General features: G+C 70.5%; 21 protein-coding genes. 9 read left to right on the top strand and 12 right to left on the bottom strand.

Annotated features, from left to right (window positions below):
* Positions 1-143 precede the first annotated feature (143 nt).
* From K8Z49_RS41395 to K8Z49_RS41385, 3 genes are all read left to right on the top strand, one after another.
* The gene (locus K8Z49_RS41395) at positions 144-3,869 is read left to right on the top strand and encodes a multifunctional oxoglutarate decarboxylase/oxoglutarate dehydrogenase thiamine pyrophosphate-binding subunit/dihydrolipoyllysine-residue succinyltransferase subunit (RefSeq protein ID WP_024935426.1); all 3,726 of its coding nucleotides are present in this window, start codon (positions 144-146) and stop codon (positions 3,867-3,869) included.
* Positions 3,870-3,936: 67 nt separating this feature from the next.
* A complete protein-coding gene (locus K8Z49_RS41390; RefSeq protein ID WP_021596826.1) occupies positions 3,937-4,113 on the top strand; it encodes a DUF6104 family protein in 177 nt (58 codons plus the stop codon).
* A gap of 59 nt (positions 4,114-4,172) precedes the next feature.
* Positions 4,173-5,030 (top strand): DUF4097 family beta strand repeat-containing protein, encoded by an 858-nt coding sequence (locus K8Z49_RS41385; RefSeq protein WP_021596827.1) that lies wholly within the window; start codon positions 4,173-4,175, stop codon positions 5,028-5,030.
* A gap of 39 nt (positions 5,031-5,069) precedes the next feature.
* On the opposite strand, the gene K8Z49_RS41380 is transcribed toward K8Z49_RS41385, so the two are convergent.
* On the bottom strand, positions 5,070-6,266 hold the full coding sequence (locus K8Z49_RS41380; RefSeq protein WP_412516743.1) for an RNA-guided endonuclease InsQ/TnpB family protein: 1,197 nt from the start codon (positions 6,264-6,266) through the stop codon (positions 5,070-5,072).
* A gap of 95 nt (positions 6,267-6,361) precedes the next feature.
* Here K8Z49_RS41380 and K8Z49_RS41375 point away from each other — a divergent pair, with 95 nt between their 5' ends.
* Entirely contained in the window at positions 6,362-7,081 is a 720-nt protein-coding gene (locus tag K8Z49_RS41375; protein WP_021596829.1) for a PadR family transcriptional regulator, read from the top strand.
* A gap of 34 nt (positions 7,082-7,115) precedes the next feature.
* On the opposite strand, the gene K8Z49_RS41370 is transcribed toward K8Z49_RS41375, so the two are convergent.
* The 4 genes from K8Z49_RS41370 to K8Z49_RS41355 all read right to left on the bottom strand — a co-directional run bounded on the left by K8Z49_RS41370 (position 7,116) and on the right by K8Z49_RS41355 (position 10,807).
* Positions 7,116-8,084 (bottom strand): zinc-binding dehydrogenase, encoded by a 969-nt coding sequence (locus K8Z49_RS41370; RefSeq protein ID WP_021596830.1) that lies wholly within the window; start codon positions 8,082-8,084, stop codon positions 7,116-7,118.
* 65 nt (positions 8,085-8,149) lie between these two features.
* A complete protein-coding gene (locus K8Z49_RS41365; RefSeq protein ID WP_033331957.1) occupies positions 8,150-8,902 on the bottom strand; it encodes an amino acid ABC transporter ATP-binding protein in 753 nt (250 codons plus the stop codon).
* An 80-nt stretch (positions 8,903-8,982) separates the two neighbouring features.
* A complete protein-coding gene (locus tag K8Z49_RS41360; protein ID WP_021596832.1) occupies positions 8,983-9,894 on the bottom strand; it encodes an amino acid ABC transporter permease in 912 nt (303 codons plus the stop codon).
* A 4-nt stretch (positions 9,895-9,898) separates the two neighbouring features.
* Positions 9,899-10,807 carry an ABC transporter substrate-binding protein gene (locus K8Z49_RS41355; RefSeq protein WP_021596833.1) on the bottom strand — a complete coding sequence of 303 codons (909 nt, stop codon included), beginning with the start codon at positions 10,805-10,807 and terminating at the stop codon, positions 9,899-9,901.
* 358 nt (positions 10,808-11,165) lie between these two features.
* Between K8Z49_RS41355 and K8Z49_RS41350 the strand changes: the two genes are divergently transcribed.
* The 3 genes from K8Z49_RS41350 (at position 11,166) to K8Z49_RS41340 (ending at position 14,169) form a co-directional block, all read left to right on the top strand.
* Positions 11,166-12,356 (top strand): NAD(P)-dependent malic enzyme, encoded by a 1,191-nt coding sequence (locus K8Z49_RS41350; RefSeq protein ID WP_021596834.1) that lies wholly within the window; start codon positions 11,166-11,168, stop codon positions 12,354-12,356.
* A 440-nt stretch (positions 12,357-12,796) separates the two neighbouring features.
* Positions 12,797-13,537, top strand: coding sequence for a protein-L-isoaspartate O-methyltransferase family protein (locus K8Z49_RS41345; RefSeq protein ID WP_024935424.1), 741 nt, complete (start codon positions 12,797-12,799; stop codon positions 13,535-13,537).
* A 107-nt stretch (positions 13,538-13,644) separates the two neighbouring features.
* Positions 13,645-14,169 (top strand): GNAT family N-acetyltransferase, encoded by a 525-nt coding sequence (locus K8Z49_RS41340; RefSeq protein WP_412516742.1) that lies wholly within the window; start codon positions 13,645-13,647, stop codon positions 14,167-14,169.
* 101 nt (positions 14,170-14,270) lie between these two features.
* On the opposite strand, the gene K8Z49_RS41335 is transcribed toward K8Z49_RS41340, so the two are convergent.
* The 6 genes from K8Z49_RS41335 to K8Z49_RS41310 all read right to left on the bottom strand — a co-directional run bounded on the left by K8Z49_RS41335 (position 14,271) and on the right by K8Z49_RS41310 (position 19,138).
* Positions 14,271-14,927, bottom strand: a complete 657-nt coding sequence (locus K8Z49_RS41335) for a response regulator transcription factor (protein ID WP_021596837.1) — start codon at positions 14,925-14,927, stop codon at positions 14,271-14,273.
* Complete coding sequence (locus K8Z49_RS41330) at positions 14,924-16,069, bottom strand: sensor histidine kinase (RefSeq protein WP_412516741.1); 1,146 nt, start codon at positions 16,067-16,069, stop codon at positions 14,924-14,926. The genes K8Z49_RS41335 and K8Z49_RS41330 overlap by 4 nt, the downstream gene beginning before the upstream one ends.
* Before the next feature lie 80 nt (positions 16,070-16,149).
* Positions 16,150-16,668 (bottom strand): hypothetical protein, encoded by a 519-nt coding sequence (locus tag K8Z49_RS41325; RefSeq protein ID WP_412516740.1) that lies wholly within the window; start codon positions 16,666-16,668, stop codon positions 16,150-16,152.
* A 128-nt stretch (positions 16,669-16,796) separates the two neighbouring features.
* Positions 16,797-17,765, bottom strand: a complete 969-nt coding sequence (locus K8Z49_RS41320; protein WP_412516739.1) for an ABC transporter permease subunit — start codon at positions 17,763-17,765, stop codon at positions 16,797-16,799.
* Positions 17,762-18,652: an ABC transporter ATP-binding protein gene (locus K8Z49_RS41315; RefSeq protein WP_111832299.1), complete on the bottom strand. Its 891-nt coding sequence runs from the start codon at positions 18,650-18,652 to the stop codon at positions 17,762-17,764. The genes K8Z49_RS41320 and K8Z49_RS41315 overlap by 4 nt, the downstream gene beginning before the upstream one ends.
* A gap of 96 nt (positions 18,653-18,748) precedes the next feature.
* Positions 18,749-19,138, bottom strand: coding sequence for an ATP-binding protein (locus K8Z49_RS41310; protein WP_177287755.1), 390 nt, complete (start codon positions 19,136-19,138; stop codon positions 18,749-18,751).
* A 120-nt stretch (positions 19,139-19,258) separates the two neighbouring features.
* Between K8Z49_RS41310 and K8Z49_RS41305 the strand changes: the two genes are divergently transcribed.
* Both K8Z49_RS41305 and K8Z49_RS41300 read left to right on the top strand, forming a co-directional pair.
* The gene (locus K8Z49_RS41305; protein ID WP_412516738.1) at positions 19,259-20,116 is read left to right on the top strand and encodes a helix-turn-helix domain-containing protein; all 858 of its coding nucleotides are present in this window, start codon (positions 19,259-19,261) and stop codon (positions 20,114-20,116) included.
* 4 nt (positions 20,117-20,120) lie between these two features.
* Complete coding sequence (locus K8Z49_RS41300; protein WP_412516737.1) at positions 20,121-20,240, top strand: DUF397 domain-containing protein; 120 nt, start codon at positions 20,121-20,123, stop codon at positions 20,238-20,240.
* Here the strand turns inward: K8Z49_RS41300 and sodX are convergent.
* The gene (gene sodX, locus K8Z49_RS41295) at positions 20,237-20,623 is read right to left on the bottom strand and encodes a nickel-type superoxide dismutase maturation protease (protein ID WP_021596964.1); all 387 of its coding nucleotides are present in this window, start codon (positions 20,621-20,623) and stop codon (positions 20,237-20,239) included. The two genes, K8Z49_RS41300 and sodX, sit on opposite strands and share 4 nt — an antisense overlap.
* Between the last annotated feature and the right edge of the window lie 125 nt (positions 20,624-20,748).

Raw genomic sequence — 20,748 nt, 5'->3', positions numbered from 1 at the left:
TCCGCCTTCGGCGAGTTCAGCCAAGGTGACGGGCGCGCCCGAGAGGGTTACCACCGCGCTGGCGTGGCGCGGGGGCAAGTGCGAGTAGCCTTGTCTGCGTCTCAGAACCAACCTGCGAGCTGCGGAAGAGGGCGATCTCCGCCGTGTCGACAGAGTCGTCGCAAACAAGTGCCGACCCGAAGACCACAGATTTCGGCGCCAACGAATGGCTGGTCGACGAGCTGTACCAGAAGTACCTCGAAGACCCGAACAACGTTGACGAAGCCTGGTGGAACTTCTTCGCTGACTACCAGCCGGACAGCCGGCCCACGTCCGCGACCCCCGCGTCCCCCCAGGCGCCCGCCGACAGCGCGGCCCCGCAGGCCGGCAACGGCACCGCGGCCGCACCGCCGACACCGCAGCGGCCGGTGACGCCGCCGAAGGCGACCGACGGCAAGGCCCCGGCCGCCAAGGCCCCCGCGCCGAAGGCCGACAGGCCGGCCCCGCCGCCGGTCCCCGCGGGCGCGGAGGAGGTCCGGCTGCGCGGCGTCGCCGCCCGGACGGCCACCAACATGGAGGCCAGCCTCGGCGTGCCGACGGCGACGAGCGTGCGGGCCGTCCCGGCGAAGCTGCTGATCGACAACCGCATCGTCATCAACAACCACCTCAAGCGCGGCCGCGGCGGCAAGGTCTCGTTCACGCACCTGATCGGTTACGCGATCGTCAAGGCGCTCACCTCGATGCCGGAGATGAACGCCGCGTTCACCGAGGTGGACGGCAAGCCGGTGCTGGTCCGCCCCGAGCACGTCAACTTCGGCCTGGCGATCGACCTGCAGAAGAGCGACGGCTCGCGGCAGCTCGTGGTGCCGAGCGTCAAGGCCGCCGAGACGCTGGACTTCCGCCAGTTCTGGGCCGCCTACGAGGAGATCGTCCGCAAGGCCCGCGGCGGCAAGCTCACCCTGGAGGACTTCCAGGGCACCACGATCAGCCTCACCAACCCGGGCACGATCGGCACGGTCCACTCGGTTCCGCGGCTGATGCCCGGCCAGGGCACGATCATCGGCGTGGGCGCCATGGAGTACCCGGCCGAGTTCGCGGGCGCGTCCGGCGAGACCCTGTCGCGCATGGGGATCAGCAAGGTCATGACGCTGACCTCCACCTACGACCACCGGATCATCCAGGGCGCGCAGTCCGGCGACTTCCTGCGCCGCATCCACCAGCTGCTCCTCGGCGAGGACGGCTTCTACGACGAGATCTTCGAGGCGCTGCGCATCCCGTACGAGCCGGTGCGCTGGGTCAAGGACATCTCCGCCACGCACGAGGACGACGTCGCCAAGGTCGCCCGCGTGCACGAGCTGATCCACGCCTACCGGGTCCGCGGCCACCTGATGGCCGACACCGACCCGCTGGAGTACAAGCAGCGCCGCCACCCCGACCTCGACATCCTCAAGCACGGCCTCACCCTGTGGGACCTGGAGCGCGAGTTCGCGACCGGCGGGTTCGGCGGCAAGCCGACGATGAAGCTGCGCGAGATCCTCGGCGTGCTGCGGATGGCGTACTGCCGGACGGTCGGCATCGAGTACATGCACATCCAGGACCCGGAGGAGCGCGCCTGGATCCAGGAGCGCGTGGAGGTCCCGCACGACAAGCCGTCGCGCGAGGAGCAGCTGCACGTGCTCCGCCGCCTGAACAGCGCCGAGGCGTTCGAGACGTTCCTGCAGACCAAGTTCGTCGGGCAGAAGCGGTTCTCGCTGGAGGGCGGCGAGTCCGTCATCCCGCTGCTGGACTCGGTGATCTCGGCGGCGGCGAAGGACAGCCTCGACGAGGTCGTCATCGGCATGGCGCACCGCGGCCGGCTGAACGTCCTCGCCAACATCGTCGGCAAGTCCTACGGGCAGATATTCGGCGAGTTCGAGGGCAACCTCGACCCGCGCAGCGCGCAGGGCTCCGGCGACGTGAAGTACCACCTCGGCGCGTCCGGCGACTTCGTCGCGAGCGACGGCTCCAAGATCCACACCGAGCTGGTCGCGAACCCGTCCCACCTGGAGACGGTCGACCCGGTGCTGGAGGGCGTCGTCCGCGCCAAGCAGGACCTGCTGGACGTCGGCGAGGCCGGGTTCAGCGTGCTGCCGGTGCTCATCCACGGCGACGCCGCGTTCGCCGGGCAGGGCGTGGTGGCCGAGACGCTGAACCTGTCGCAGCTGCGCGGCTACCGCACCGGCGGCACCGTGCACGTGATCATCAACAACCAGGTGGGCTTCACGACCGCCCCCGAGTACTCGCGGTCCAGCGTGTACTCCACGGACGTGGCCCGGATGATCCAGGCGCCGATCTTCCACGTCAACGGCGACGACCCGGAGGCGTGCGCGCGGGTGGCGCGGCTGGCGTTCGAGTACCGGCAGACGTTCAAGAAGGACGTCGTCATCGACATGGTCTGCTACCGGCGGCGCGGCCACAACGAGGGCGAGAACCCCTCGTTCACGCAGCCGCTCATGTACGACCTGATCGACGCGAAGCGGTCGGTGCGCAAGCTGTACACCGAGGCGCTGATCGGCCGGGGCGACATCACGGTCGAGGAGGCCGAGCAGGCGCTGCGCGACTACCAGGAGCAGCTGGAGCGGGCCTTCACCGAGACCCGCGAGGCCGTGAAGAAGCCCCTGGAGCCGGGCTCGGTCGTGAAGCCGGACGTCGAGGAGCGCATCCCGATCGACCACGGCAAGGCCGGGTCGGCGATCCCGCAGGAGACCGTCAAGCGGCTCATCGAGTCGCAGGTCGCCCTGCCGGAGGGGTTCACCCCGCACCCGCGGCTCCAGCCGATCCTGCAGCGCCGCGCCCAGATGATCGAGGACGACGCGATCGACTGGGCGACCGGCGAGCTGCTGGCGATGGGCTCGCTGCTGATCGACGGCCACCCGGTGCGGCTCGTCGGGCAGGACACCCGGCGCGGCACGTTCGGCCAGCGGCACGCGGTCCTGGTCGACCGCAAGACGGGCGAGGAGTACACGCCGCTCAAGCAGTTCGGGCAGGGCGTGTCGAAGTTCTACGTCCACGACTCGCTGCTCAGCGAGTACGCGGCGATGGGCTTCGAGTACGGCTACTCGATGACCCGCCCGGACGCGCTGGTCTGCTGGGAGGCCCAGTTCGGCGACTTCGCCAACGGCGCCCAGTCGGTGGTGGACGAGTACATCTCCTCCGGCGAGCAGAAGTGGGGCCAGCACTCCGGCGTCGTGCTGCTGCTGCCGCACGGCTACGAGGGCCAGGGGCCCGACCACTCGTCCGCGCGGATCGAGCGGTACCTGCAGCTGTGCGCGCAGGACAACATGACGGTGGTGTACCCGACCACCCCGGCGAACTACTTCCACCTGCTGCGCTGGCAGGTGCTGTCCAACCGGCACAAGCCGCTGGTCGTGTTCACGCCGAAGTCGCTGCTGCGGCTGAAGGCGGCGACGTCCCCGGTCGCGCAGGTCACCGCCGGCGCGTTCCAGCCGGTCATCCCGGAGAGCGACCCGGCGATCGACCCGGCGGGCGTGCGGCGGGTGCTGCTCACCACCGGCAAGATCTACTACGACGTGGTGAAGGCCCGGGAGGCCGCGGGCGCGAACGACACCGCCGTGGTCCGGATCGAGCGGCTGTACCCGCCGCCCGTGGACGAGATCAAGGCGGAGCTGGCCAAGTACCCGGCGGACGCCGAGGTCGTCTTCGTGCAGGACGAACCGGCGAACATGGGCGCCTGGCCGTTCATGGCGCTGAAGCTGCCGCACCACATCGAGGGGCTGCGGATGTCGCGGGTCTCGCGCCCGGCGTCCTCGTCCCCGGCGGTGGGCTCGGCGAAGCTGCACCAGGCGGAGCAGGAGGCACTGCTGGCCCGGCTGTTCGGCGAACAGAAATAGGACGCGACGATCCGAGGGCTCCGGTGCGCCGCGCCGGGGCCTTCGGCGTCCATGGAGAGAGAACGCCATGTACTTCACGGATCGGGGCATCGAGGAGCTGACGGACCGGCGCGGTCCGGAGGAGGTCAGCCTGGCGTGGCTGGCGGACCGGCTGCGGGAGTTCGTCGACCTGAACCCCGAGTTCGAGACGCCGGTCGACCGCCTCGCGACCTGGCTGGCCCGGCTCGACGACGACGAGGACTGACCCCCGGTAAACGCGATACATCTTGACTTTCAGATGACGCGACATATCGTGTTTACTGGATGTGGGTCCGCTCCGACGAAGGGCACATCGCGATGTCGCGCTGGACGATCGACGAACCGACCACCCTGGACTTCGACGGCGTGGTCGCGCTGCGGGTCACGCTGATCGCGGGCAGCGTCTCGGTGCTCGCCTCCGCCGAGCGGCCGTCCATCATGGTCGGCGACGTCGAGGGCCCGCCGCTGGTCGTCACGCACGAGGCCGGCATGCTCACCGTCACCCACGAGAAGCTGTGGGAGGGCGTGCTGAGCTGGCTGCGCACCAACCGGGTCCGCGCGGCGATCACGGTCACCGTCCCGCACGACTGCCCCGTCACGCTGAACCTGGTGTCGGCGGACGCGGTCGTGACCGGCACGACGTCCCGCACGTCCATCAAGAGCGCCTCCGGCGATGTGACCCTGGACGGGGTGGCGGGCAAGGTCGACGCCAACACCGTGTCCGGCGACATCGAGGCGCAGGGGCTGGACGGCCGGGTGTCGTTCACGTCGGTCTCCGGCGACCTGTCGCTGGCCGGCGCGTCCGTGGACCACCTGGCGGCCCGCGCCGTCAGCGGCCGCATCGCCGCCGACCTCAGCCTCGGCGGCGACGGCGGGGTGGACGTCAACACGGTCTCGGGCGAGGTGGCGCTGCGCGTCCCCGAGTCCACGAACGCGCAGATCACGCTGAACTCCGCCGCCGGGCAGATCGACTCGTCCTTCCCCGAGCTGTCCCGGCAGGAGCGCACCGTCTCGCGCAGCGCCTCAGGCAAGATCGGCGACGGCTCGGGCCGCATCACGGTCAACACGGTCTCCGGCCGCATCACCCTGCTCGGCCGCGACGACGACGCCCCCGAGATCACCACACCCCGAATGGAGAATTGACATCCTCCCCCACCCGGAAGCAGGGGATTTCAACCGTTCCTACGCTGGGAGGGGGTCCGGTTGAGGTTCGCGGTTCACAGCCCCGCCCGTCGGCTGGAGGGCTCCCCGCGCTGCCACCGTGCGTCCCACGGCGGTCGTTCGGATGTTGCATGCGGCATTGACGTCGGCGTTGGCCCGATGCCCGCAGGCCACACACCGGAAGACCGCTTGGCTCTTGCGGTTGTCCGGGGCGCGGTGCCCGCAGGCATGGCAGGTCTGCGAGGTGTAGCGCGGATCGACCTTGACGACGCGTCCGGGCGCCTTGTGCTGCAGCCGTGTCACCAGCCGTCCCCAGCCGTTGGCGAGGATCGCCCGGTTGAGTCCGGCCTTCTGCGCAACACCCGTGCCAGGGGCGCCGACGGTGCCGCGCGCCGAGCGGGTCATGGCGCGCACATTCAAGTTCTCGACCGCGATGACGTCGAAGCCCGCGGCGAGGCGGGTGGTGGTCTGCTCCACCCAGTCGCGGCGCCGGTCGGCCTCCCGCGCCTTGAGGCGGGCAATGGCCGCTTTGAGAGGGACGCGGCGGGTCGACCCCCGGCGGGCGCGGGCCAAGCGCCGTTGCAGCCTGCGGAGCCGCTCGGCCTCCCGGACGGTGAGGCCGGGCGCACGCAGCTGGTCACCGGTCGACAACGCCGCCGACACGGTCACCCCTCGGTCCACACCCACCACGGCTCCGTTGCCCGGCGCCGGGATCGGGGCCGGGACGTGCGCGAACGCCACGTGCCAGCGCCCGGCGCGATCACGGGTCACCCGGTACGACTTCACCCCGTCGGGGACGGGGCGGGACCAGCGAAACCGCACCCACCCCACCTTCGGGATCTTCACTTCGCCCGTCTTGCGGGACAGGCGCCGCACATCGGCGGGCTTGACCGCGACGATCCGGAAACCCTCATGGAGGCCGGCTTTACGCCACGTCGGCCGCCCATGCGTGCGGGCGAAGAAGTTCGCCATGGCTTGGGCGAAGTCCTTGAGCGCCTGCTGCTGAACGATCACCGATCCGGCGCGCAGCCACGCGAACGCGGCCCGGGCCTCGGTGAGCTGGCGGCACTGCTCGGCGAATCCTGGCGCGCCCTTGCGGCCGGGCGTCCAGTGCCGGTGCTGCTCGACGGCGAGGTTCCACACGTACCGAGCGTGCCCGCAATGTTCCAGCAGCCCGGCCTCCTGGGCGGACGTCAGCTGCAGACGGTAACGGGACACGCACAAGAAGCTAGCGGAGAGGACCGACAGAACATGACCAGACGGAGGACCTCCCTCCTTACCCTGAAGGACGGGGCTCCGGCCCCAGAAGATCGGTGAGCCCCGTCTTCGGCCACGGTCGCCTGCGGCTCTACCTGCTGAAGCTGCTGGAGGAGAGCCCGCGGCACGGGTACGAGGTGATCCGGCTCCTGCAGGACCGGTTCCTCGGCGTCTACTCGCCCTCCCCCGGCACCATCTACCCGCGGCTGGCCCGGCTGGAGGCCGAGGGGCTGGTCACGCACGAGGTGATCAAGGGCAAGAAGGTGTACTCGCTGACCGACAAGGGCCGCGAGGAGCTGGAGCGCCGGATGGACGAGCTGGCCGACCTGGAGGAGGAGATCGCCGCGTCGGCCCAGGAGTTCGCCCGCGGCGTGCAGGAGGACGTCCGGCAGACCGTCCGGTCGCTGCGCGAGGAGCTGACGCAGGCCGCGCGGACGATGCGCGACCAGGGAAAGGCCACGTCCAAGGAGGCGTGGAAGGAGACAACCCATCGGCAGAAGGACGAGTGGCGCCGGCAGAAGGAGTACTGGCGCGAGCAGAAACAGGCGTGGAAGGAGGAGTGGCGGCAGAACTGGGACGACGCCTGGAAGACGGCGACCGGCACCCGCGAGGACGTCGCCCGCCTCAAGCTGGAGCGCCTGCTGCGCCGGTTCGTCGAGGACGTCCGCAAGAACGCCAAGAAGTCGGATCTGGACGACGACGACCTCGCCGCCGCGCAGGACGTCCTGGACGAGGCGTGCGAACGGCTGAGCGTGATCTTCCGCCGGGAGCCGTGACCCGCGCCGGAGCGGGGGCCACGGCCCCGCGGCGTCACGGGGTGAAGATGATTTTGCCGAAGAGGTCGCCTTCCGCCATCGCGGCGAAGCCCTCCCGGGCCCGGTCCAGCGGGAGCGTCCGGTCGATCAGCGGCCGGGTGCCCGTCTTGACCAGGAACCGCGCGAGCCGCTCCAGCTGGTCGCGGGTCCCCATGGTGGACCCGATCGCCTGCACCTGCAGGAAGAACAGCCGGTTCAGCTGCGCCGGCGGCATCTGGCCGCTGGTGGCGCCGGACACCACGACCCGCCCGCCGGGCCGCACCGACCTCATCGAGTGCGACCAGGTCGCCTGCCCGACGGTCTCGATCACGGCGTCCACCCGCTCGGGCAGCCGCGCGCCCGGCTCGAACACGGCGTCCGCGCCGAGTTCCTGCGCGCGCTTGCGCTTGGCCTCGCTGCGGCTGGTCGCGTAGACGCGGAAGCCGGCGGCGGACGCCAGCGAGATCGCGGCGGTCGCGACCCCGCCGCCCGCGCCCTGCACGAGGACGGACGCGCCGGGCTCCAGCCCCGCCTTGTCGAACAGCATCCGGTAGGCGGTGAGCCACGCGGTCGGCAGGCAGGCCGCCTCCGCGAAGGACAGCTCGGCCGGCTTCGGGACGAGGTTGCGGCGCGGCACCGCGACCTTCTCCGCCATCGTGCCCGGGTGGACCTCCGACAGCAGCGACCGCTTCGGGTCGAGGGTCTCGTCGCCGCCGCCGCGGGCCGGGTCGCCGATGACCGCGTGGACGATGACCTCGTTGCCGTCCTCGTCCACCCCGGCCGCGTCGCAGCCGAGGATCATCGGGAGCCGGTCCGCGGGCATGCCGACGCCCTTCAGGGACCACAGGTCATGGTGGTTGAGCGCGGTCGCCTTCACCGTGACGGTCGTCCAGCCGTCCGGTACCTCGGGGTCGGGCATCTCCCCCAGCGTGAGCCCGTCCAGCGGATTGTCTGTGTCGATCTGCGTGGCCGTGACAGCGAACATGAACGCACACTAGCCGTCCGGACGGCGCGCAAACGGCCCGCCCCCAGGCGAAGGGGCGGGCCGCGTCACAGGACCTTGGACAGGAAGTCCTGCGTACGCCGGTGCCGCGGGTTGGTCAGCACCTCCCGCGGCGTGCCCTCCTCGACGACGACACCGCCGTCCATGAAGACCAGCGAGTCGCCGACCTCGCGGGCGAACCCCATCTCGTGGGTGACCACGACCATGGTCATGCCGTCGAGGGCGAGCTGCTTCATGACCTCCAGGACCTCGCCGACGAGCTCGGGGTCGAGCGCGGACGTCGGCTCGTCGAACAGCATCAGCGCGGGTTCCATGGCGAGCGCCCGCGCGATCGCCACCCGCTGCTGCTGCCCGCCGGACAGCTGCGCCGGGTAGCTCCGCACCTTGTCGCCGAGGCCGACCCGGGTCAGCAGCGCCACGGCCCGCTCCCGGACCTCCGCCTTCGGCTGCTTCTTGACCCGGCAGGGCGCCTCCATGACGTTCTCCAGCGCCGTCATGTGCGGGAACAGGTTGAACCGCTGGAACACCATGCCGATCTCGCGGCGCTGCGCGGCGACCTCCCGGTCGCGCAGCTCGTACAGCTTGCCGCCCGACTCCCGGTAGCCGACCAGGTGGCCGTTCACCCACAGCCGGCCCGCGTTGATCTTCTCCAGGTGGTTGATGCACCGCAGGAACGTCGACTTCCCGGACCCGGACGGCCCGACGACGCACATCACCTCGCCCGGCTTGACCTCCAGGTTGATGCCCTTCAGCACCTCCAGGCGCCCGAACGACTTGTGCACCTCCTCGGCCTTCACCATCAGGCCGCCGCTCTCGGACGCGGGCGGGGGCGCCCCGGGGTCCTTGGAGAGGGAGTCGCTCACGATGTCCTCACCTCCGCTCACGGGGCACCGCCTCCGGCGCGGAAGCGGAGCCGCTGCCTGGCTTCGGCCCCCTTGCTGGTGCCCTTGCTGTAGTGCCGCTCCAGGTAGTACTGCCCGATCATCATCACCGAGGAGATGAGCAGGTACCACAGGCAGGCCATCACCAGCATCGGAATGATCTTGTAGGTGGTGGCGTAGATGGTCTGGGCGGTGAAGGTCAGCTCGGAGTACGGCACGGCCGCGACCAGCGAGGTGTTCTTCAGCATCGAGATCGACTCGTTGCCGGTCGGCGGGACGATCACGCGCATCGCCTGCGGCAGCACGATCCGCCGCATGGTCTGCATCCTGGACATGCCGAGGGCGCTCGCGGCCTCCTGCTGCCCCTCGTCCACCGAAAGGATCCCGGCCCGGACGATCTCCGCCATGTAGGCGGCCTCGTTCAGGATCAGGCCCAGCGAGGCCGCGATGGCGGCGTTGACCAGCTCCTGCGTCTTCCACGTCTCGAACTCGGGCCCGAACGGGATGCCGATCCCGACGGTCGGGAACAGGGTGCCGATCGCGCCCCAGATGAGCAGCTGGGTGTACAGCGGGGTGCCGCGGAAGAACCACAGGTACACCCAGGCCGCCCCGCTGAGCAGCGGGTTGGCCGACAGCCGCATCAGCGCCAGCACGATGCCGAGCACGATGCCGCCGACCATCGCGGCCAGGGTGAGCCAGACGGTGTTGCGGACGCCCTTGAGGACCGGGTCGGAGTACAGGTACTTCCACTGCTCCGACCATTCGAGCGCGTTGCTGGTCAGCAGGAAGTTGATGAACATCGCGACCAGCACCAGGATGACGGCCGCGCCCAGCCAGCGGCCCGGATGCCGGACGGGGACGGCCTTGATCGCTTCAGGCCGTCCCTTACCGGCGTCGTTGTCGACCGTCATGCGATCAGCTCTGCGCGGCGTTGATCGCCGGCTCGGTGATCGCGCCGCTCTCCACCCCGGCGTCGGTGAGGATCTTCTTGTAGGTGCCGTCGGCGATGAGGGCCTTCAGCGCGCCCTGCAGGGCCTCCTTGAACTGCCCGGAGTTCTTGCCGATCGCGTAGCCGTACGGCGCGGTGTCGTACACCTGGCCGAGGATCTGCAGCTTCCCGCCGGTCTTCTTCACCGCGTCGCCGACGATCGGGGAGTCGGCGGCCATGCCGTCCACCTTGCCCGCGACGAGGTCGTTGTTGACCTCGGTCTGCTGCTTGCGGACGACGGCCTTGATGGCCGGCTTGCCCGCGTCGGTGCACTTCTTGCTGCGCGCCTTGAGGTCGTCGACCTGCACGGTGCCCTGCTGGACGCCGATGCTCTTCCCGCACGCGTCGTCGGGGTTGACGCCCTTCGGGTTGCCCTTGAGCGCCGCCCAGGACGTCCCGGCGGAGTAGTAGGTGACGAAGTCGACGGCGCCCTCGCGCTCCTTGGTGTCGGTGAAGGAGGAGACGCCGGCCTCGTACTTGCCGGACTGGACGCCCGGGATGATCGTGTCGAAGCCCGCGTTGCTGTACTGGGTCTTCAGGCCGAGCTTGGCCGCGACGGCGTCGAACAACTCGACGTCCCAGCCGACGATCTTCTGGGAGGCGGGGTCGACCGACTCGTTGGGCGGGTAGGACGCGTCCGTGCCGATCGTGATCTTGCCATCGCTCTTGATCGCGGCCGGGACCATGGCCGCGAGCTTGCTGTCCACACTGGTGTTCGAGGCCCCGGAGTCGTTGGAGTCGCCCGAGTCGTCGCCACAGGCCGAGAGGGCGAGGGCGCCCGTCAGCACGAGCGCGCCCGCCGCAACGGCGTGACGGCGCAGAGAACCGGTGATCACGGGTCCCCCTTCGATGGTTGCGTCGGATCCGTGGAGATCCGAAGGTCAGGTGCACATTTTGGCGCACAAGGTCCCTGATCTGGATAAAGGGTCCGAAACAATCACGCAACGAGGAAGCTCCGGATCGGTACGGACCTGGCGTCCAGCCCCAACACGGAGCAATCGGTCGGCCACGTGTGGGCACGGTCACGTGATGGTCACCACCACCCCGGCCCCAGGGGCGGCCGGACGCCGTGTGGCACAATCGGACAACGGGTGACCCCCGTGCGTCGCGAGATGACCACCAGGTGACGGCCACCACACCACCACCACCGCGGCGGCATCGCAAGAAAGCCAACTTTCACTGACAGGGGTCGCTGTGGCTGCTGAGCCCATTCAAACCGAACCGCCCTCACTGGACGAGGATCCGGCCTTTCCGCTGCACCGCGGCGGCAAGCTTGAGATGCGGTCGACCATTCCCGTCCGCAACAAGGACGACCTTTCGCTGGCCTACACCCCGGGCGTCGCCCGCGTGTGCACCGCGATCGCCGAGAACCCCGACCTGGCCTACGACTACACCTGGACGTCCAAGGTCGTTGCCGTCGTCACCGACGGCACCGCCGTGCTCGGCCTCGGCGACATCGGCCCCGCCGCGTCCATGCCGGTCATGGAGGGCAAGTCCCTGCTCTTCAAGGAGTTCGCCGACGTCGACTCCGTGCCGATCGCGCTGAACTGCACGGACGTGGACGAGATCGTCGACACGGTCAGCCGGATGGCGCCGAGCTTCGGCGGCATCAACCTGGAGGACATCAGCGCCCCCCGCTGCTTCGAGATCGAGGACCGGCTGCGGGCCGCGCTCGACATCCCGGTCTTCCACGACGACCAGCACGGCACCGCGATCGTCGTGCTCGCCGCGCTCACCAACGCCGCCCGGCACGTCGGCAGGCCGCTGTCGGAGCTGCGCGCGGTCGTGGCGGGCGCGGGCGCGTCCGGCATCGCCGTCTCGCAGATGCTGATCGAGGGCGGCATCGGCGACATCGCCCTGTCCGACAGCAAGGGCCTGATCTACGAGGGACGCGACGGCCTGAACCCGATCAAGGAGCGCATCGCCTCGATCACCAACCGGTCGCATCTCAAGGGCTCCACCGAGGAGGCGCTGCGCGGCGCCGACGTCTTCATCGGCCTGTCCGGCAGCACCGTCCACGAGTCGTGCGTCGCCACGATGTCGGAGAACGCGATCGTCTTCGCCCTCTCCAACCCGACCCCCGAGGTCCACCCGGAGATCGCGCGCCGGCACGCCAAGGTCGTCGCGACCGGCCGCAGCGACTTCCCGAACCAGATCAACAACGTGCTGGCGTTCCCCGGCATCTTCCGCGGCGCGCTGGACGTCCGGGCCCACTCCATCACCGAGGGCATGAAGCTGGCGGCGGCCAACGCCCTCGCCGGCATCGTCGGCGACGACCTGACCGCCGACTACGTCATCCCCGGCCCCTTCGACGACCGCGTCGCCCCGGCCGTCTCCACCGCCGTGGCAGACCAGGCCCGCAAGGAAGGCGTCGCCCGCATCTGACCCACGAGCGGCCCGTGCTCCGCAGCGAGCACGGGCCGCCGGGCCGTCAGACGGTGAAGAGCCGCCGCCCCCTCCCTGAGCCGGGCCGATTCCGGTCGCGGCTCCGTCACGACCGCCACCTCACCTCTCCCGCACCAAGATTTCCAGCCTCCGTGTCGCGTCGATTCATGGGATTCAGTGCGAGACCAAAGGCTAGGGCCGCTTACCAGGCCCCATACCGTCGCATGACTCGCTCTGCAACGACCTCGCTGATAATCACACTCCGTTGACCATGCGGTGCTTACCGTTATCTCGACTGACGAATCGGTGAGGTGATTTATGGGTAAGCACGGCAAACCGGTCCAGTGCACGGGCTGCAACGGATCAGGGAAGCAAGACCAGTGGGACGACGGGAAGAAAAAAGAGGTGACGTGTCCCCTCTGCAACGGTTCGGGGCAGGCGTGAACAGGGCCGACTTCATCCCCGAGCGGATCTGGATACGACCGGAAGGAGAGCAGCTACGGCCGCTCGACCGTGCGGACGATCCGGAGTTGTGGGCGGAGCACGTTGCCGCTGAGGAGTCGGTGGTCACCCAGGTCAGCAAGGACGCGAACGGCATGCTCTGGCCGACCTCCTCGTCCTCGGCCCTCCACACCATGCGGCAGATGGTCGATGCGGCAGCGCTGGAGCCGGACCTGAACGTGCTGGAGATCGGCACCGGCACCGGCTACAACGCAGCGCTCATGGCCGACCTCGGCGTCCGCGTCACCACGATGGAGATCGACCCGGAACTGGCCGCCGCCGCATCGGCCGCACTGGAGCGGACGGGCTTCGCCGACCGGGTCACTGTCATCACCCGTGACGGCGAGCGGGGCGCATCCGAGCAAGCACCCTTCGACCGCGTGATCGTAACAGCAGCGGCTCGCACGATCCCGTACACGTGGGTCGAGCAGACTCGCGATGGTGGCCGTCTCGTGGTCCCCTACTCGGGCCCCGAATGCGCGGGGGCGCTCCTCGTGCTCGATGTCGCGGGAGGGACGGCGACCGGACGCGCGGTAGGCGACGCGTTCTTCATGCCGCTGCGGGGTCAGAAGCAGCCGCAATCGGTACTCCGGGCAGAGCGCGCACCCGACGCACGTCGCAGGCTCCGCATCACCGTCACCCAGACCGGCCAGAACGTCGCCTTGGTCCCCACCACGTAAGAAGGCCGTGGCCGACCAGGCCCGCAAGGAAGGCGTCGCCCGCATCTGACACCCACCGGCCCGTGCTCCCCTCAGAGCACGGGCCGGCGAGTGGCATCCTGCGGGCCATGGAACTGAGAACCCGACGGCTCCTGCTACGCGAGTTCCACACCGGTGACCACGCGGCGGTCCACGCCTTCGCCAGCGACGCCGAGGTGACGCGCTACACCGACTGGGGCCCCAACAGCCCGCAGGACACCACCACGTTCCTCGCCGAGGTCGTGCAGGACTCCAACGCCCTCCCCCGCCACAGGTTCGGGCTCGCCGTGGTCGAGCAGGAGCACGGCACGCTCATCGGATCGATCGAACTCCGGGTCACCAGTACTTCCCATCGACGTGGAGAGTTGGGCTACGTCCTGCACCGCCAATGGTGGGGACTCGGGTATGCCGGCGAAGCCGCCACCGCCCTGCTCGGCTTCGGATTCGACGACCTGGGCCTGCGCAAGATCTCGGCCACCTGCAACCCCGCCAACGCCGCGTCGGTCCGCGTCCTGACCAAGATCGGCATGCGCCGCGAGGGTCATCTACGCGACCACCTTCATCTGCGGGGCCGATGGCACGATCGCCTGCTCTACGCGGCCCTGTCCCGATAGCCACGCACCCACCGTTCTCCGGCGGGATCATCGGACGCCCGTCGCCGGCGTCCCACACCTCCACGACCCGCCGCGGAATACGGGCCGGTGGCCGTGCGGCGTCATGACGGGTCGACGAGGTGGTTCTCCCACGCCCAGGTGACGATTCCGACGCGGTTGCGGACCTCTAGTTTGGCCTGGATGCCCGACAGATGGCTCTTGACGGTGCTGAGGGAGATGAACAACTCCGCGGCGATCTCCTGATTGGTGCGGCCGCGCGCCAGGGCCCGGACGACCTGGAGTTCGCGGTCCGACAGGGGCGGGGGCCGCTCGGCGCGCGGCGGTGCCGAGGCGGCCGTCAGGTGGCGCAGCAGCCGGACGGTGACGGAAGGCGAGACCAGCGCCTCACCGTTGTGGGCGGCACGGACCGCCTCGACGAGCAGGGCGGGCCCGGCGTCCTTGAGGACGAAGCCGACGGCCCCGCCGCGCAGCGCGCCGTACACGTACTCGTCCAGGTCGAAGGTGGTGACCACGACGACCCGCATCGGGTCGGGCACCCGCGGTCCGGCCAGCGCGCGGGTCACGTCGATGCCGTCGAGCCGGGGCATCCTGATGTCCACCAGGCACACGTCCGGGCGCAGCCGTCGCGCCAGGGCGACCGCATCGGCCCCGTCGGACGCCTCGCCGACGACGCTGATGTCGGGCTGGTCCTCCAGGATCAGCCGCAGCCCGCGGCGCACCATCGCCTGGTCGTCGGCGAGCAGGACCGAGATGGTCATCGGGGCTCCCCGGTGGGGACGGGCAGGGTCGCCAGCACGGACCAGCCGGCGCCGGGCCTCGGCCCGGCCCGCAGCGTGCCGCCGAGCGCCTCGACGCGTTCGCGCATGCCGATCAGGCCGTACCCGCCGCGCTGGGGATGCCGGGCCTGGGTCGCCGGTGCGTCGTCGGCGATCTCGACGGTGACGCACTGCGCCCCCTGCCCGACGGTGACCGTGACGGACCGGGCCGTGGGGGCGTGCCGCAGGACGTTCGTCAGGGCCTCCTGGGCGACGCGGTACACGGTGTTGGTCACCTCAGGCGGCCACTCGTCACCGTCCGGAATGCTCAGCCGCACCTCCCGGCCCCGCCCGCGGAAACGCTCCACCAGAGCGTCCAGGCCCTCCGGCCCGGGGGACGCCGGCGCCGCGTCGCCGGTGTCGCGCAGCAGCCCAACGACCCGTCGCATCGCGGCCAGGGCGTCGGTCCCCGCGGCCTCCAACTCGCCGAGGTACCCGCTCACCTGCTCCGGGTCACGCCGCGCGACCACCTGGGCGCCCTGCGCCTGAAGCAGCATGCCCGTGATGTGGTGGGCCACGACGTCGTGCAGTTCCCGGGCCAGCTCCAGCCGCTCCGCCCTCCGTACCTCCTCGGCGGACGCGCGCGCCCGGGCGTCCAGGACCCGCAGCGACAGCCCGGCGCCGACGGCGACCAGCCAGACCAGGCCGTCCAGCGCCGTCACCGCCGCGAGGCCGCCGGACGGCGGCCCGGCGGCGAACTGACCGGCGATGATCAGTGCCGGCCCGGCGCCCGCGACCGCGGCGGCCCGGACCGGCGCGAGGGTCCGGAGCGCGGAACCGGTCAGCACGGCCAGCCCCAGCGTCATGGCCGGGCTGGGCTCGGCGGGGAGATCGAGGCCGGCCAGGCCGGTGGCCACGATGGCCGCCGCCGCAAGACCGAGCCCCGCGACCGCCGCCCGGAGCGGCCTGCGCAGCCCCAGCAGCGCCGGGAGGCACACCGCCGCCGCGGAGACGCTGCCCGGCACCCAGTACCAGGCACCCCAGGTCTGCGCGATGGCGGCGGCCTGCACGGCGATCGCCGCGAGGAACACGGCGCCGAGCCCGGCCATGGAGACGCCCCGGACCCATCCACCCGGAACGGTCACGCCGGTCAGGCTATCGATGCTCTGTCCGGAGTCACACGCGGACGGATCCTCGCCCGGCGCGTCTTGGGCGCGTCCCGCCCCTACCACGGTGGCCGCCCGGTCGGCGACGCCCCGGCGCCCGGGGTGCTGGACCGCCGCCGGACGAGGTCGGCCGCGCGCAGCAGCGCCCCCGCGACGAACCCCCCGGCCACCAGCAGCGTGGCCAGGGTCATCAGGCCGCTGAGCCCGGCGAACCAGCCGAGCGCGGTCACCGCGACGCCGCCCGCGGCGACGGCGACCGCCGACGGTACCGGCAGCGATCTGAGCGCGGAGCCGACGAGCACGGCCAGGGCCAGCGCCGTCATGGGCGACGGCTCCTGCGGCAGGTCGGCCGCGTGGAACACTCCCACGGCACCGGCCGTCACGGCCAGGCCCGCGACCGCGGGCCACGCCCCCCGCCGCCCGCGCAGCAGCGCCAGCCCGCACACCACCGCCGAGACGGCGGTGGTGCAGATCCAGTAGGCACCGCCCCAGCTGACGAGGAGCATGTACGCCGTGAAGGCGATGCCCAGGGCGAACACCACGCCCAACCCCGCATTGACCAGCAGGTCCGGCCTCACTGGAGACCCACTGGCATCATTCTGATGGCCGTTGGCAAGCGACATTGAGGGACCTCGGTATCGGGAGTGGTGGCCGTGTCAGGCACGCCTGACGCGGCGCAGGGCGATGACGCTGAGGAACGCGCCGGTCAGCAGATAGAGCCCCGTCTCGGCAAGCTGGAACGACCAGTAGCGGCCGCCGGGCTGGTACTCGACGTCAACGTGCAGATCGAGCGCGGACAGGCACACCGCGGCGTCACCGAACGTGCCGCCCGCGCCGGTCTTCGGCGGGGTGTCGAGACACTCGTTGAACGCCTTCTCGCTGAGCGTCCGCCCGTCCCGGGTGCGCAGCGGGCTGTCTCGCTGATCCACGCGTCGGGGGCTCCGGGCACCTGCAGGCCGCCGACGACGGGGGCCCCGGTGATGCTGCCCAGGCTCCTGGCCTGGTTGATGGCCTGCGCGGTCATCGGCAGGGTCGTCTTCTCCGGCGGCATGAGGTGCGGCCGGACCAGGTTCGGCACCGTGAACTGGACGACGAGGAAGACGGCGCCTGTGACGGCCATCGCGGGCAGCGTCCGGCGCACGAACAGGCCGACGGTGGTGCCGAGGGCGAAGGCAAGGAAGGCGTAGCCGATCGGTGCGATGTTGCGCGCCCCGAACTCCACCGTCCCGAACCGGTCGGAGGCGACCTGGTCGTACGGGGAGGCCGCCCAGGTGAGCAGGAGGCCCGCCGCGCCCGCCACGACCATCGCGGCAAGGCCGACGAACGCCATCCTGCCGATCAGCCAGCGGCGGCGGGTCACGCTCTGGTTCCACACCAGCCGGTGGGTGCCGAGCTCCAGTTCCCGGGCGATCAGCGGCGCCCCCCAGAACGCGCCGATCACCACCGGGATCAGCCCGAGTCCGGCGGCCAGGAACAGCAGCGTGTTCCGGTAGGTGCCCTGGAACTGGATCTCGGCTTGGGCGCAGGCGGCGGCGTCGCCGCACCGGGACCGGTAGGCGTCGTGAGCGTCCCGGATGTCCATGCCGAGATACAGCAGGTAGCCGGCGATCAACACGAGTCCGGCGGCACCGGCGAGCGCCTGGAAGCGGAACTGCCGCCAGTTCAACCAGATCATCGTGCTTCCTCGCCTGCCATGGCGACGGGCGCGTTCGCCCGGGACATGTACGCGAGCACCAGCTCTTCGAGCGTGACCGGCCGGGTTCGGTACGGGAGCTCCGAGGGCGGGAGACCGGTGCGCACCATCGCGCCGCCGTGCTCCGCCCGGACGACCTCGACACCCGCGGGCGGCCGGCCGGGATCGCCGTGCGGCGCGACCAGCCGGTGATGGCGGGCCAGCAGTTCGCGGACGTCACCGGCGACCTGGATCCGCGCGCCGCACAGCACGATGAGGTAGTCGCAGACCTGCTCGATGTCACCGAGCAGGTGCGAGGACAGCACGGCGCTGGCGCCGAGTTCCGCGACGAACTCCATCAGGTTCGCCAGGAATCCCTGGCGCGCCAGCGGGTCCAGCGCGGCGGCCGGCTCGTCGAAGATCAGCAGTTCGGGGCGCTTGGCGGCGGCGATCGTCAGCGCCAGCTGCGCGCGCTGCCCGCCGGACAGCCGTCCGGCCTTCTGGCCCGGGCTCAGCCCGACCTGCGCGATGCGCCGCTCGGCCAGCCCCTGGTCCCATGACGGGTTCAAGTGCGCGCCCAGGCGCAGATGGTCGGACACGCTGAACGAGGGGTACACCGGAGTGTTCTGCGCCACGAAGCCGACCCTGGCCAGGTGCGCGGCGCTCGCCGCCGGCCTGGAGCCCAGAACGCGCAGCGAGCCCGACGTCGGCTCCAGAAGCCCGCAGGCCAGATTCAGCAGTGTCGACTTGCCGGCCCCGTTCGGACCCACCAGCCCCACGACGCGACCGGCTGGAATGCGCAGATCGACTCCGCTCAGCGCCCGCCGGCGACCGTACCTTTTTGTCAATCCCTCTGCCTGCAGCACGGGGACCGGATCTTCATGTGCCATGACGACATCGTCGGTACCGGCGCCGCCCCAGATCACCGGCCCAAAGCACGGTTCGCTCCGACGGCCGTCGTACTTTCGGCCGGTTTCGCCCGGCCGTCAGAGGAGTTTCGCCCAGGTGACCTTGCCGCCCTCGTTCAGGGGGCGGACGCCCCACGCTCTGACCAGCTCGGCCATGAGCATCAGGCCGCGGCCGGTCGTCGCCGCGTGGTTCTCCGGCGGGATCATCGGGCGCCCGTCCCCGGCGTCCCACACCTCCACGATCGGATGCCCGTCGCGCTCGTCGCGGAACAGCCGCACGATGATCGGCCCCTCCCCGTGCTTGAAGCTGTTCGTGACCAGCTCGCACACCACGAGCCGCGCGACGTAGTCGTCATCGATCCCCCACTCGGCGAACCGCTCGGCGAGAAACCGCCGCGCCAGCCAAGGCGCACGATCAGTCGGATCGAGGACGAGTGTGGGGACCTCGGGGGCCATGGCAGTAGGCATCGGCAAGACCTTCGGCATCGCGAGCTGTGTGTGAACCACGACACAGAGTCACACCACGACGCTAGATTTGGGCATGTACAGAACGCATCCGCGACAACACGGAACGCGAGGTCACCCCCCATGACCACGAACGCCTCGCCGGATCCCAAGACCGGACTCTGGGCCTTCACCGCCTACTACCTGCGCTTCTGCCGCAATCAACGTGGCCTGTCGGGCGAGGCCGTGGGACGCCTCATCAACGCCAGCAAAGCGACCGTTTCACGCATCGAGAACGGCGTGGACCGCCTGGACGGAAGCCGCGCCGCCCTCCTGGACAGGGCCTGGGAGACCGGCGGCCTCTTCACCCTCTTGGTCTGGTACGCCAGCATCGGCCACGACCCGCAATGGCTCGCGGAGCTCAGGACCTTCGAACAGCGAGCCCGAATCATCCGGGTCTTCGAACCCCTCCTGTTCTCCGGTCTCCTCCAGACCGAGGAGTACGCCCGAGCCCTGTTCACCGGCGGCGGCATGCCCGACCCCGAGCCGTTCGTCAAGGAGCGGATGGAACGGCAGGACGTCCTCGACCGGGCCTTCGTCATGGTCCTGCTCAGTGAGGCCGCACTGCGGTGGCCGGTGGGCAACCCCCAGATCATGCGGGAGCAGCTCGCACATGTCCTCGAAATAGCGAAGCGCCCGAACGTCGTCCTCCGAGTGATCCCGCGGACCTTCGAGACGGGCGCCTACCCGGGCCTGGACGGCGGTCTGAAACTCGTCACAGGTGACACCTTCGGAGAAGTGGCCTATACCGAATCGAGTGGAGGCGGGCGGCTTGTATCGTCACCGACAGAGGTCGCGGAGTACGCGATCCTGTTCGCGCGGATCAGCGCGAAGGCTCTTCCGGAGCATCGGACCAAAGAGCTGGTCGAGCAGGCGATGGAGGCGTTCGGTGACGACGACGTGGCGCAAGAGCAGTCACAGCGGAACCCAGGGCGGAAGTGACTGTGTGGAAGTCGGCCGCCTCCCCCGGGCGATCGCCTTCCGGGACTCCAAGGACCCCGACGGGCCCAAGCTGGCCGTCAGCCGTGGTGCCTTCGCGGCGCTGGTCGCGGAACTGAAGCGCTAGCGGCCCACCCGGGGGCGAGGCCAGTAGCGCGCGATCACCCTGCCCTTGATGAGGGCGTCGGGGACGGGGCCGAAGTCCCAGCTGTCGCGGCGGCCTCGGGCGCGCTGGTTGTCGCTTTCCAGCCACCAGCCGTCGCCGGAGCGGTGCGTGACGCGTTTGACGATCAGCAGGTCGCGGCGCTCCGGGTGCTCGGCGACCACGACGGCGCCGGGGGCGGGGCGGGCGCCGGTGTGGACGATGAGCCAGTCCCCCGGGCGCAGGCCCGGGAGCATCGAGTCTCCGGTGACCTCCACGGTCCGCAGCCTCCGGGCCGCGGCCAGCGCGCACACGGCCGCGCCGGCGAGGACCCAGAGGACGGGGTGGCGGGGGGTCCGGATCCGCATGATCCTCCTTGCTGGCCCGCATACTTCGGCGGGCGGCGGTCACAACCACTGCTGGAAGGGTTCCGGACCGCTGCCGGTCCGGGTCTTAGGCCGAAATACCGAGTGCCCTGGCCGGACGGGCCCAG

The organism is Actinomadura madurae (assembly GCF_047130825.1).
GTDB classification, from domain to species: domain Bacteria; phylum Actinomycetota; class Actinomycetes; order Streptosporangiales; family Streptosporangiaceae; genus Spirillospora; species Spirillospora madurae.
Note: the sequence above shows the minus strand (reverse complement) of the source record. Positions and strands in the feature narration are given on the sequence as shown.